Raw genomic sequence first — 13026 nt, forward strand, 5'->3', positions numbered from 1 at the left:
ATATAATGTCATTAATGATAATCTTTATTTAATAAAAAAGTTCATGCTCTGCTATTTACGAAGAATTATTGTATAAATAGTTATTCAGAAAAGAAAAAACCATTTTGTGAATATCTCAATCTTGTTAAAAAGTTGATTAATCTTATTACCTTTGTTCCAATAACAAAATGAAAGTATGATTGTATGCATTGCTGAAAAGCCAAGTGTTGCTAAGGATATTGCCGAAGTTTTAGGCGCCAAGACCAGGAGAGATGGCTATATAGAAGGAAATGGCTATCAGGTAACTTGGACCTTCGGTCATCTTTGTACACTTAAGGAACCTCATGAATATTCTCCGTCATGGAAATCATGGAGTCTCTCAAGTCTTCCTATAATTCCTCCCCGTTTCGGCATTAAACTAATAAGTGACAATGGTATAGAAAAACAGTTTAAAACAATCGAGTCGTTGATGCAGAATGCAGATGAGATAATAAACTGTGGTGATGCCGGCCAAGAGGGAGAACTTATTCAGAGATGGGTAATGCAGAAGGCAGGTGCTAAATGTCCTGTTAAGCGTCTATGGATATCATCTCTTACAGAAGAGGCTATCAGAGAAGGTTTCCAGAATCTGAAAGATCAGTCTGAGTTCAAGTCGCTATACGAAGCAGGACTGAGCAGAGCTATAGGTGATTGGCTTTTGGGAATGAATGCCACACGTCTCTATACATTAAAGTATGGTCAGAATCGTCAGGTGCTTTCTATAGGAAGAGTCCAGACACCTACATTGGCACTGATTGTAAACCGCCAACATGAAATAGAAAATTTTGTCCCTAAACAGTATTGGGTACTAGCTACAATTTATAGAGATACCGCCTTTACAGCTATAATAGCAAAAAGTGAAGAGGAGTTGGTTGCTGAAGAGGACGAGAAAGGAAAGCAGGAAAACTCGAACAGAGGTATTCCACCTATCAGTTCACTTGAAGAAGGTGAGGCACTTCTTGAGAGAGTAAAAGGCTCTATGTTCGATATTACTGATGTATCATTGAAGAAGGGTAATGAGGCACCTCCAAGGCTGTTTGACCTGACTTCACTTCAGGTAGAGTGCAATAAGAAGTATGGATTTTCTGCAGATGAAACGCTTAAGTTGATTCAATCACTTTATGAGAAGAAGATAACTACATATCCACGTGTTGACACTACATTCCTGAGTGAAGACATATATCCAAAATGTCCTGCTATACTGGCCGGACTGAAGCAGTACGATATTTATATAGCTTCCTTGGCAGGAAAGAAACTTGTCAAGTCAAAAAAGGTTTTCGATAACACGAAGGTAACCGATCACCATGCCATAATACCTACAGGACAGCCTGCAGTGAATCTAACAGATATGGAGAAAAAGGTATTCGACCTTGTAGCCCGACGTTTTATTGCCGTATTCTATCCGGACTGTAAATTTTCTACAACTACAATAATCGGTGAAGCTGATAAGATTGAGTTCAAGGCATCCGGCAAACAGATTCTCGAGCCGGGATGGAGAGTGATTTTTGCTAAGGAGAGTGCTGATGAACCAAAAGAAGATAAAGAAGAAGAGAAGACTCTGCCATCTTTTGTAAAGGGAGAAAGTGGAGAACATGAACCTTTTCTTACTGAAAAATGGACACAGCCACCAAGACCTTATACTGAGGCGACTCTGCTGCGTGCAATGGAGACAGCAGGAAAACTTGTCGATGATGATGAGTTGCGTGATGCACTGAAGGAGAACGGTATAGGTCGTCCTTCAACACGAGCTGCTATTATTGAAACACTATTCAAACGTCGATATATACGCAAGGAAAAGAAGAATCTTATCGCTACAGCGACAGGTGTTGAACTTATAGGAGTTATTCATGAGGAGTTGCTGAAATCGGCAGAACTTACCGGATTGTGGGAGAAGAAACTTCGTGAAATAGAGAAGAGGTCGTATGATGTAGCTACTTTCCTCAACGAACTGAAACAGATGGTATCCGAGATAGTTAACAGTGTACTGTGCGACAATACCAACAGGCGAATTACTGTTGTCGCTGATGCTAAAGAGGAGAGTGCTAAGTCTTCAAAAGGACAATCTCAGTCGGTAAAGAGTCCTGCTAAAGAGAAGAAACCGCGAGCAGCAAAGAAAGAGAAGAATAGTGAACCTATTATAAAGGAAAATGATATCTGTCCATTATGTGGTAAAGGGCATGTGATTAGAGGTAAGAGTGCATTCGGTTGTTCGGAGTGGAAGAACGGATGCTCATTTAGAAAACCTTTTGAATAATTCAGATATAACTATCGCATGAGAAATTGTTTGTTTTATTTATAAACCTCTTTGGGAATAATGGATACATTTTTGTTTTATATATAGACAGTCAACTAATAAATTTATTATGAAGAAGATTACAATTTTTTATCAACCTCTTTGCCCTTTTTGTAAAAGAGCATTCAAATACATCAATGAGTGTATCCAGGAAAATCCTGAATTAGGAGATATTGAAATTGAGAAAATAGACGAACTTATTCAACCTGATTATGCTGATAAATTTGACTATTATTATGTCCCAACTATCTACTTTGAAGGTAAAAAGCTGCACGAAGGTGGAATATTCAAAGATGAGATGAAGGACCTACTCACAAGCGTATTGACAGGAAAAGAGTATAATCAGCCCACTAAATAAACGGTCCACTAAATAATAGAAGGGTCTTCCTCAGGAGGATAACTACTTCTTATTCTCCACTCTTGTGGATATAGATTATTTGTTCTGTTGCCTATATTCTTAGCAAATCCCAATGGTAATCCTCTGTATGTAAATAATACATATCCTTTGGGATAAGATGAGTCCACTGCTATGGCCTCCTTTCTTAGATATGCTATAGCACTCCTGTAATCCAACTCTATAGTACAGAACATTTCCATGTTTATAGATGTGCTCATGGCGAGCGAATGAGAAGGTATAAAGTCTTTCCCTTTAATGCTGGCTATCTCAATACCTTTATGGATAATCCTTAGCTTATCTTTTACCTTATCATATGTCTCATAGTGTCTCTTTGGAAATGCCTCAATAGTGGTTTCATTACTGTCAAAGGTGAAATAATCACTTTCGTTTAGCCACTCTTTTACACTTTGCGGAACGGCAAAAGTCTTACTATTACCCTTATTGCTCTTTTTGTTCTTCTTATCTCTTTTCTCATCTAGGTATGAGTGTCCGTTCTCTTCAGATTCATTCCTACAGCTCTTTTTAAGAACTGCCATGAATAGTCCTTCACCTTTAGTCTTGTGAGGTAGGAATCTATATACCGGTAACTCCTCATCAGTGAGTGAGCCAGTGATCTTCCAATCTTCAGATATCGGTACGGAAATAACTTTTGCTCCAAGTTCTTCGGATATCCACTTTACATTATCCTCATTCTCTTCTCTGTTGTATGTGCAGGTGCTGTATACTAATATACCACCCTCCTTCAAGGTGCTCCAGATATCTTTTAGTATCTCTCTCTGCCTCTGCTGACAATTGAGCACATTGTCAATGCTCCATTCGCTTATAGCCATCTCATCTTTTCGGAACATACCTTCACCTGAGCAAGGTACATCTGTTAATATGAAGTCAAACAGATTATTGAATTGGCTATAATCCGCTGGACTGTTGTTGGTTACGATAATATCAGAATTTCCCCATTTAATAATATTTTCCGCAAGAATCTGTGAGCGGTTTTTTACATACTCATTTGCAAATAGAAGACTTCCTTCGGGTAGTGCAGAACGTATAAGAGTGGATTTACCTCCAGGCGCAGCGCAAAGGTCTAGAGCTATTACGGCACCCTTTACATACTCTTTTATTACTCTGTCAAGAAACATAGACGATGCTTCCTGTACATAGTATGCTCCGGCATGAAAAAGTGGATCGAAAGTAAACGGCTTCCTCTCCGCAAGATAATATGCATTCTGGCACCAGCCGACTGGCTCTTCGTCAACAGTATTATTCCATTTGAAAGGGTTGGTACGTATGCTTGTAGGTGAAGTGGTGTCAAGTACCTCAACTAATTTATTTAAATCTTCCTCTCCCAGAAATTCCCTGGTTCTGCTTATAAACTCTTTAGGTAAATCCATATTTTATTTTTATTCATGGCAAAAGTAAAAGTAAATATCGTAATTTTAAAAAAATATTTGTCTCTTTGCAACCAAATAGAAAATGGTTACGTCTAACTTTATGAAAACAGAAACAAATAATTATAAGCAACAAAAAAACAATTATATGAAACATCTATTTTTAATCTTTGCTTTAATGCTGACTTTATTCTCTACATCAGCCTCAGGCGACAATGTAAAGCTAAATGTCAACGTAAATGATGGAAAAGATTCTGCTACTGTTATAGGTGTAGTCTCTGATTCCGATACGATTGATGGTGAGAGCGACACCGTTATGTATTCTAAGCCTCTTACCTCCTCTACATGGTATGATTCTAGTAATGATTGGGATTCTAGTCAAAATGCAATACCGATAGTGGCTATCATCTCTGTATTTGGTCTTCCGGTTTTTATCATTGCTATCTTCCTTTGGTTCAGATATAAGAATAATCAAGCTAAGTACAGACTGGCAGCTCAGGCACTTAGTGTGGGTCAAGAGATACCAAATGAACTCTTTAAAGAACCATCAAAAGATGATCAGATATTGAATAAAGGTATAAAAAATGCATTCCTGGGTATAGGACTAGGTGTCTTTCTATGGTTGTTGACCGGCACAGCGGGATTGGCTGCAATAGGATTCCTTATTTTCTGTCTGGGTATTTCTCAGATAATTATTGGTTATTCAGGCAGAAGTAGAGAACAAAATAAGGTAAGCGAACTTGATAAGTTCAAGAGTGATTATATGAAGAGAAAAGTATCTGAAAAGGTGAGTGAGGAGAGTAAACAAGAGCCATCTACTGATAAGCAAGAGAGCCAACCTAGTGAAAAGCCTTCGAATATTGTTGATACAGTAGAAGATAAAGAAGAAAATTAAATGGGTCAGATCAACGACATTGCTTTAGTAGCACAAGTTGTTGTGTTTAAAAACATAAAGGCGTTTGATACTTTGGTCAAGAAGTATCAATCGCCTATACGTAGGTTTTTCCTACACCAAACACTTGGCGATAGCGAACTAAGTGATGATCTTGCCCAAGAAACATTTATTAAAGCCTATACAAGTCTCTCATCATTCAAGAACCTTTCAAGTTTCTCTACTTGGCTCTATAGAATTGCTTATAATGTATTTTATGATTATATTCGCAGTAGAAAAGAGGAATGTGGCTTAGATACCTATGAGGTAGATGCTCAATATCACACAGAGCAGAAAGCTGTAGGTGAGCATATGGATCTTTATCTTGGCTTATCTCAACTAAAGGAGGTTGAAAGAAGCTGTATAACTCTATTTTATATGGAGGATTTGGCTCTTGATAGAATTTCGGATATAATGGGGATACCTACAGGTACCATAAAGTCCCATTTATCAAGAGGAAAAGAAAAACTAGCTAATTTTTTAAAAAATAATGGTTATGAAAGATAACAATGATGAACTTGTTGCTCGGTTCTTGCAATCAAGATGCAAGGAGATAGAGGATAATGACTTTTCTGAAAGAGTTATCAGAAATTTGCCAGAGAGAAGATTAGATATTTCAAGAATACTTAATTTTATATGTTTTGCAATATGTGCATTCTTGTTCATTAAATTCGATGGATTTATTATCATATTTGAATTCGTTTCTGAACTTTTTGCAGCAAAGTCACACATCCTTTCTCAGGATATTAATTATAATTCACTGTTCATAGCATTTGGTGTATTACTTTGTATTGGAATAGAACGCATATGTTCTCTTAAATGGTAATTTGTTTTGAGAAGATAATATTGTACCTTTGTCATATTACATAAAGACAGATAAAATGAAACAATATCTTGATTTGCTAAATCGTATAATGACTGAGGGGGTACATAAAGAAGACCGTACCGGTACAGGAACAATTAGTGTATTCGGTCATCAGATGCGTTTTAATCTTGAAGAGGGTTTCCCTCTGCTCACAACAAAGAAACTTCACCTAAAATCTATTATATACGAACTACTATGGTTCCTCAATGGTGATACAAATGTAAAGTATCTTCAGGACCATGGAGTTAGAATTTGGAATGAATGGGCTGATGAAAATGGAGATTTAGGACATATATATGGTTACCAATGGCGCTCTTGGCCAGATTATAAAGGTGGTTTCATTGATCAGATAAGTCGTGCTATAGATGATATAAAGAATAATCCTGATTCACGACGTATAATAGTCAGTGCGTGGAACGTAGCAGATATTGATAACATGAATCTTCCTCCATGTCATGCATTTTTCCAGTTTTATGTTGCAGATGGTCGTTTGAGCCTTCAACTCTATCAGAGGAGTGCAGATACTTTCCTGGGAGTTCCATTCAATATTGCATCTTATGCTCTTCTACTTATGATGGTTGCACAAGTTACAGGACTTAAAGCAGGCGATTTCGTTCATACTTTAGGTGATACACATATCTATACCAACCATTTCGAGCAAGTTAAGTTGCAGCTAACTCGTGAACCACGTCCTCTCCCTAAAATGAGAATCAATGCGGATGTGAAAAGCATCTTTGATTTTAAGTACGAGGATTTTGAACTTGTCGATTATGATCCGTGGCCACACATATCAGGATCAGTTGCCGTTTAAATCACAATCCATTTCAAGTTATGTCATGTATTTCTATTATAGTAGCAGTAGCCGATAACTATGCTATCGGCTATTCTAACAAACTCATTTATTGGCTTCCTGATGATCTGAAGCGTTTCAAGGCACTTACATCAGGTCATACAATAATAATGGGTCGTCATACCTTTGAGTCATTACCGAAGGGTGCTTTGCCAAACAGACGTAATATAGTTCTCTCGAGAAGCAATAACTCCTTTCCCGGATGTGACAGTTTTAGTTCTTTGGAAGAGGCTTTGGATTCGTGTAAAAACGATGAAGAGGTGTTTGTTATCGGAGGTGAGACTTTGTACAGAGAGGCAATTTCTAAAGCAAATAAGCTATATATAACCCATGTCTATGATATTCCTAAAAATGCTGATGCCTTCTTTCCTGCTATAAAGATGGATGAATGGGAAATAAAAAATAGGGAAGATCATCCAATCGATGATAGACATCCCTATAATTTTAGTTTTATCAATTACGAAAGACTTTCTAATTAATCTTTCTCCTCCATATCTAATATGGCCATTTGACGGTTTATTGCTTCGTTGAATGAAATAATAGTTTCAGAACGAGCAAGACCTAATGGTTGTAATTTGTCATGAATAATGCTCAGAAGATGGTGATTGTTCTTAGCATATATCTTTATGAACAGATCATATTGGCCGGTTGTAAAATGACATTCAACAACTTCAGGTATCTTCTTTAAAGCCTCTGCAACAGAGTCAAATTGTTCAGGATCTTTAAGGTATAGGCCAATATATGCACATGTTTCATAACCAATCTTTTCTGGATCCAAAATAAACTGTGATCCTTTAAGTATACCTAAATTGGTCAGCTTCTGGATTCTTTGGTGGATAGCAGCACCAGACACATTACATGCTCTTGCAACTTCAAGAAAAGGGATTCGAGCGTTATCTGCAATAAGTTTTAAAATCTGCTCATCCAAGCTATCTAATTGATGATGTCCCATTTATATATTAATTATATTTTTTGCAAAGATAAAGTATTTATCTATCATATTAATGCATAGAATATAACTTTTATTTGTTTATTATTGAGAAATTGATAGTATATACTATTTTTGTATGAAAAATGTGACAATGAGATATTCTATATTTTTTTTGGTATTTATTATATCTTCAAACCTGTTTGGTCAGAAGTTTGATGACTTCTTCAATGGTAAGAGTCTTAGAGTTGATTATATATTTGCAGGCGATAAAGCCAGGCAGAATATATATCTTGATAAATTATCATCTAGTGAGGAATGGGCAGGTAGAAGAGACAACCTATCTGAGTTACCATTAAAAGGTAATGGTGACATAACTGTAGTAGATAAATTGAGTGGTGATACCATATACCGTACATCTTTTTCAAGTCTTTTTCAGGAATGGCTTTGTGAGCCGGAAGCCGCAAAGGTAAGTCGTTCGTATGAAAATAGTTTTCTTATTCCTTCTCCAAAGAAAGAGTGCATTGTTACTGCAAGACTCTTTGATAATCATCAAAGAACAATTTCCGAATTTACTCATGAAATAAATCCAAACGATATCCTTATCGAGAATAGCGATAAAAAAATTGCATTACCACATAAATATCTTTTAAAGAGTGGCACTCCTGAGAATTGTATAGATGTTGCCATATTAGCAGAAGGATATAGGGTAGATGAGATGGAGATATTTTATAAGGATGCGCAGGCTGCAGCCGACGCCATATTCAGCCACGAACCTTTCAAGAAATATAAAGATAGATTTAATGTAGTTGCAGTAGCCTCTCCTTCAGTAGATAGTGGAGTGAGTGTCCCTGGAAAGGGAGTTTGGAAAAACTCAGCTTTTGAATCTCATTTCAATACATTCTATTCGGACAGATACCTAACAACAAGTAATGTGAAGAAGATTCATGATGCTCTTTCAGGAATACCTTATGAACATATAGTCATTCTTGCTAATACTGATACTTACGGTGGTGGAGGAATATACAACTCTTTCACATTGACAACTGCCCATCATAAAATGTTTGCTCCGGTTGTGGTTCATGAGTTCGGGCATAGTTTTGCCGGTCTTGCTGATGAGTATGCATACGATGAGTCTCCTTCTCCTATATACCCATATTCAGTCGAGCCATGGGAGAAGAATATAACAACAAAGGTTGATTTTGATAAGAAGTGGAAGGATATGATTGATGCTAAGGTAGAAGGAGTGGGACTTTACGAAGGTGCCGGTTATACAAAAAAAGGTATTTATCGACCAGCCGAAGAGTGCCGTATGAAGATAAACGAGACAAAAGCCTTTTGCCCGGTATGTCAGCGCGCTATAGAGAAGTTGATAAAATTTTATACTGAATGATAGAAATAAGGAGAATATATAGTTGTGATGAAGAATATTGCTTTGTTGAATCACTCCTTGAGTCTGCTTTCCCCATTGATGAGAGAAGAGACCGAGATTGTCAGAGAAGCTATACAGATGTAAAAAGCAACTTTAAGGCAAATATCATTACTAGCGATGGAGTTCCTATAGGATTGATAAATTATTGGGATTTAGGCTTTGTATACTACATTGAACATTTTGCTATACAATCTTTATTCAGGAATCGTGGGTTTGGTGAGGGCACCATTGAACAGATTAAGAGAGAACTTTCAGACAAACCGATAATTCTTGAGGTTGAGATTCCGATCGGTGACATTGAGAAGAGACGGGTAAACTTCTATAAAAGGAATGGTTTTAAGCTGAATAATATAGAATATAAACAGCCACCATATAGAGAAGGTGGCTGCTGTATTAATATGAATATAATGTCGTATAACTGGAATTCAGAACTTAATGTTTCCGAAGTTATAAATGAACTATATAGTCAGGTATACAACTTTACTAAAGTTTCCTGACACTCAATTTAAATCGTAAGTAATACATAATTCCTGCGCTTGTAAGTCCGAATGGGAAAGCCATCCATATTCCGACAAGTCCCCAGTTGAGTATAAATGCAAAGAAATATCCTACAGGTAGTGATATTAGGAAGTATGCTATGAAAGCATACAACATTATAGGTTTTACATCTGCAATACCTCTAAGTGCATTGGCGTAATTGCATTGCAGGCCATCTCCAAACTGATAAATCAGCATAGGTATTACAAGTTGTGCAACTAATATTCCTACTTCCAAATTATCAGTGAAAAGAGCACCCAATTCATTTCTGAGTATGAATATTGGCAAGCATGAAGTTATTGATAAAACCATTATTATATGGAAACCGGCACTTGATGTGTGCTTTACTGAATCTATGTCATTCTGGCCCTTGAAGTTGCTTACGCGAATAGCTACAGCTGCTCCCATCCCATAGTATATCATGAAACATAGCTGTGATACAGTAAGCATTATCTGATGAGCTGCAAGTGCCATAGTACCTATCCATCCCACCATTATAGTGCTTAGGCTAAATGATGCTGTCTCCATACCCATCTGTAGAGCTATAGGCCATCCAAAACGGTTGAGTTTTATAAATTCTCTCTTGTTAATAATACTCTCTTTGAAACCTTCACGATAGCAGTGGTATTTCTTAGCTTTAAAGAATACAATAGCAAAGACAATAACCATAACTATTCTTGATATCAGGTAGATAGTCCTGCACCTACAAGCCCCATTTCAGGAGCCCCAAATTTTCCATATATCAGTATGTAGTTACCAAAAATATTGAGAGCATTGCCTCCAATAAGTATCCACATAGATACATTTGTATCTGTTATGCCATCTGCAAACTGCTTGAATCCATTGAAGAGCATTACGAATACTAGGGAAATCAGTAGTATTATGTAGTATGGTCGAATTATGGGAATTAGTTCTTTAGGCTGTCCCATTTTATCGAGTGATATGTATACTATCAACATTATAAATGTAAGAAGCAGTGCTATTAATGTGTTTGCAAAAAGACTGTTTTTCAAGCTGCTGCCTACCTCTGTCACCTCTCCTTTTCCATATAGGTCACCAACAATAGGAGTGAGGCCGTATGAGAATCCCATTGCAAAGATTATTGCCAGGGTGAAAACATTATTCACAAAACTGGCTGCTGCTAGTTCTGTAGTACTATGGTGCCCTATCATCAGTGTATCGGCAAAGCCAAGAACTATCATGCCTATTTGGCCTATAATAATTGGAATACCTACAGTAAAAAGAGACCTATAATATTTTGAATAGTTTTTCAGTGAGAAATTCATTTTTTTGCCTTATAGTATAGTGTAGAGCTATTATTTGGAGTAAAAGTCTTTTTCGCTACCATCTGGATATGATCAGCATCAACACTACGATATTTTTCAACCTCATTATTAATATCTTCTGCATTACCAAGAAGTTCAAAGAAAGCAAGATTTGTTGCTACATTAAGATAGTTCATGTTACTGAATATCTGCTCGCTTTCATATTTGTTTTTAACCTTATCAAGCTCATTCAGAGGTAGCTCGCTGTTTTTTATAGCTTCAAGTTCTTCCCAAATAGCTTTCTCTGCATCCTTTAGAGAGATACTTGGAACAGGTTTGCCTGATATATGGAATAACCCCTCTTCAACACTCCCTGAAATGTATGCATCAATATTACTGAAGAACTTTTTCTCCTGAACAAGATTTTGAATGAAGCGGCTTGAACGTCCATTGCTTAGCAGGTCGCTCAACATGTCGTAAGCATAATAATTCCTATCCTTTCTGTTGCTCATGTGGAAAGCCATATATATAGCATCAACAGGAACATTGCGTTCAACTGTCTCTCTTCTCTCCTGCAACTGCTCCGGTTCTTTAATAAGATTACGTTTTATCACATCTCTTCTCTGAATAGGACCGAACCATTTCTCTGCCATTGCTATTGTCTCTTCGAAGGAGATATTGCCTGTCACTGCGAGAATGGCATTATTGGGTGCATAGTGGCTAAAGAAGAAGGAACGTACATCCTCCATGGTAGCATTTTCTATATGACTGATTTCCTTACCAATAGTTGGCCATTTGTATGGATGTACTTTGTAGGCCATATTTCTTACGATATGCGATGTATCACCATAAGGCTGGTTGAGGTTTCTCTGCTTAAATTCTTCTATAACAACCTGTCTTTGTACTTCCAGACTCTTTTCGTTGAAGTCTAATGAAAGCATACGGTCACTCTCAAGCCAAAATGCAGTCTCCACATTCTGAAGTGGCAGAGTTATGTAATAGTTTGTGATATCATTGTTTGTCCAAGCATTATTCTCACCTCCAGCATTTTGGACATGAGTGTCATAATCGGGTATATTAACAGAACCTCCGAACATGAGATGCTCAAAGAGATGTGCAAAGCCGGTATGATTCTCATCTTCATCTTTAGCACCTACATCATATAGAATGTTCAAGGCAACCATCTGTGTTGTCTTGTCTTGTGAGTGTACTATGCGAAGACCATTGTCAAGAGTATGTTTGTTAACTTGTATCATTCTACAACTGTTGCTTTCAGTATTCTGATATCATTAGTAGGGCGATCAGCTCTGCCTGTCTTGCTATTCTCAATTTTTTCTATAGTGTCCATTCCCTCAATAACCTCTCCGAATACAGTGTATGCTCCGTCAAGATGTGGTGTACCTCCTATAGTAGTATATGCATCAATCTGTTTCTTTGTGAACTTGAATGGTCCCTCCTCCATAGCCATTGCACTAGCCTGAGACTCTAAAGTATCCTGAAGTTCGAGAAGCCCTTCATTATCTCCGGCTTTTCTCATCTTGTATATCTCCTTCATATGCTTTTGTGCAAGTGAGTTGAATATATTCTCTTCACGCTGCTCATTTATCTGGTTCTCCATATCAAGCAGTTTTGGCTCGGTGAACTTCCTTCCGGTTACGATATAGAACTGGCATCCAGATGAAGCCTTTTCAGGATTCACCTCATCTCCTTGACGTGCAGCAGCTAAAGCTCCTTTTTTGTGAAAAAGTTCATTGTTGAATTCAGCAGGTATAGTGTAACCTACATCTCCGGCCCCTAAAGTCGCAGTATCTGAAGCATTTTTGCTCTTAGGATCACCAGCCTGTACCATAAACTGTTTGATTACTCTATGGAATAGAGTACTGTCATACATACCCTCTTTTACCAGTTTGATAAAATTCTCCTTATGTTTAGGAGTCTCGTTATAAAGTGCTACGGTAAAGTCACCAACATTTGTTTCGAACTTTACAATGGTTTGGTTTTCTGAGCTCATATTTTTTGAATTGTTTTTCGTACTAGCACCACATGAGGTGATAGCAGCGATTATTATACAAATAATTAAAAATCTGCTTGCTTTCATAGCTTGTTGATTTTAAGTAGACAAAAA

General features: G+C 37.2%; 13 protein-coding genes and 1 pseudogene. 9 read left to right on the top strand and 5 right to left on the bottom strand.

The window, feature by feature from the left end; all coding sequences use genetic code 11:
• The first annotated feature begins 175 nt into the window (after positions 1–175).
• Positions 176–2272 (top strand): DNA topoisomerase 3, encoded by a 2097-nt coding sequence (locus tag JCM15092_RS09490; RefSeq protein ID WP_024994449.1) that lies wholly within the window; start codon positions 176–178, stop codon positions 2270–2272.
• Positions 2273–2381: 109 nt separating this feature from the next.
• Positions 2382–2669 carry a thioredoxin family protein gene (locus JCM15092_RS09495; RefSeq protein WP_024994450.1) on the top strand — a complete coding sequence of 96 codons (288 nt, stop codon included), beginning with the start codon at positions 2382–2384 and terminating at the stop codon, positions 2667–2669.
• 8 nt (positions 2670–2677) lie between these two features.
• Here the strand turns inward: JCM15092_RS09495 and JCM15092_RS09500 are convergent, their stop codons facing one another.
• Positions 2678–4096, bottom strand: coding sequence for a methyltransferase RsmF C-terminal domain-like protein (locus JCM15092_RS09500; RefSeq protein WP_024994451.1), 1419 nt, complete (start codon positions 4094–4096; stop codon positions 2678–2680).
• 145 nt (positions 4097–4241) lie between these two features.
• Here JCM15092_RS09500 and JCM15092_RS15685 point away from each other — a divergent pair, with 145 nt between their 5' ends.
• From JCM15092_RS15685 to JCM15092_RS09525, 5 genes are read left to right on the top strand one after another with little or no spacing between them, the layout of a single operon-like run.
• Positions 4242–4988 (top strand): DUF6249 domain-containing protein, encoded by a 747-nt coding sequence (locus tag JCM15092_RS15685; protein WP_024994452.1) that lies wholly within the window; start codon positions 4242–4244, stop codon positions 4986–4988.
• Positions 4989–5531: an RNA polymerase sigma factor gene (locus JCM15092_RS09510; protein ID WP_024994453.1), complete on the top strand. Its 543-nt coding sequence runs from the start codon at positions 4989–4991 to the stop codon at positions 5529–5531.
• Positions 5521–5850 (top strand): DUF5056 domain-containing protein, encoded by a 330-nt coding sequence (locus JCM15092_RS09515; RefSeq protein ID WP_024994454.1) that lies wholly within the window; start codon positions 5521–5523, stop codon positions 5848–5850. The genes JCM15092_RS09510 and JCM15092_RS09515 overlap by 11 nt, the downstream gene beginning before the upstream one ends.
• A 55-nt stretch (positions 5851–5905) precedes the next feature.
• A complete protein-coding gene (locus JCM15092_RS09520; protein WP_024994455.1) occupies positions 5906–6700 on the top strand; it encodes a thymidylate synthase in 795 nt (264 codons plus the stop codon).
• A gap of 20 nt (positions 6701–6720) precedes the next feature.
• Complete coding sequence (locus JCM15092_RS09525) at positions 6721–7218, top strand: dihydrofolate reductase (RefSeq protein WP_024994456.1); 498 nt, start codon at positions 6721–6723, stop codon at positions 7216–7218.
• Here the strand turns inward: JCM15092_RS09525 and JCM15092_RS09530 are convergent.
• A complete protein-coding gene (locus JCM15092_RS09530; RefSeq protein ID WP_024994457.1) occupies positions 7215–7691 on the bottom strand; it encodes an Lrp/AsnC family transcriptional regulator in 477 nt (158 codons plus the stop codon). The genes JCM15092_RS09525 and JCM15092_RS09530 overlap by 4 nt on opposite strands.
• A gap of 115 nt (positions 7692–7806) precedes the next feature.
• Here JCM15092_RS09530 and JCM15092_RS09535 point away from each other — a divergent pair, with 115 nt between their 5' ends.
• Together JCM15092_RS09535 and JCM15092_RS09540 are read left to right on the top strand one after the other, a co-directional pair.
• On the top strand, positions 7807–9060 hold the full coding sequence (locus tag JCM15092_RS09535; RefSeq protein WP_439645907.1) for a M64 family metallopeptidase: 1254 nt from the start codon (positions 7807–7809) through the stop codon (positions 9058–9060).
• Entirely contained in the window at positions 9057–9596 is a 540-nt protein-coding gene (locus JCM15092_RS09540) for a GNAT family N-acetyltransferase (RefSeq protein ID WP_024994459.1), read from the top strand. Before JCM15092_RS09535 ends, JCM15092_RS09540 begins: the two co-directional genes overlap by 4 nt.
• Here JCM15092_RS09540 and JCM15092_RS15690 read toward each other — a convergent pair.
• The 3 genes and pseudogenes from JCM15092_RS15690 to JCM15092_RS09555 form a co-directional block, all read right to left on the bottom strand.
• A pseudogene (locus JCM15092_RS15690) lies at positions 9583–10922 on the bottom strand (MATE family efflux transporter). The gene JCM15092_RS09540 and the pseudogene JCM15092_RS15690 overlap by 14 nt on opposite strands.
• Positions 10919–12157: a M16 family metallopeptidase gene (locus tag JCM15092_RS09550; protein WP_024994460.1), complete on the bottom strand. Its 1239-nt coding sequence runs from the start codon at positions 12155–12157 to the stop codon at positions 10919–10921. The pseudogene JCM15092_RS15690 and the gene JCM15092_RS09550 overlap by 4 nt, the downstream one beginning before the upstream one ends.
• The gene (locus JCM15092_RS09555) at positions 12154–12999 is read right to left on the bottom strand and encodes a peptidylprolyl isomerase (protein ID WP_024994461.1); all 846 of its coding nucleotides are present in this window, start codon (positions 12997–12999) and stop codon (positions 12154–12156) included. The genes JCM15092_RS09550 and JCM15092_RS09555 overlap by 4 nt, the downstream gene beginning before the upstream one ends.
• Between the last annotated feature and the right edge of the window lie 27 nt (positions 13000–13026).

Source organism: Phocaeicola paurosaccharolyticus JCM 15092, from assembly GCF_000613805.1.
Lineage (GTDB): Bacteria > Bacteroidota > Bacteroidia > Bacteroidales > Bacteroidaceae > Phocaeicola > Phocaeicola paurosaccharolyticus.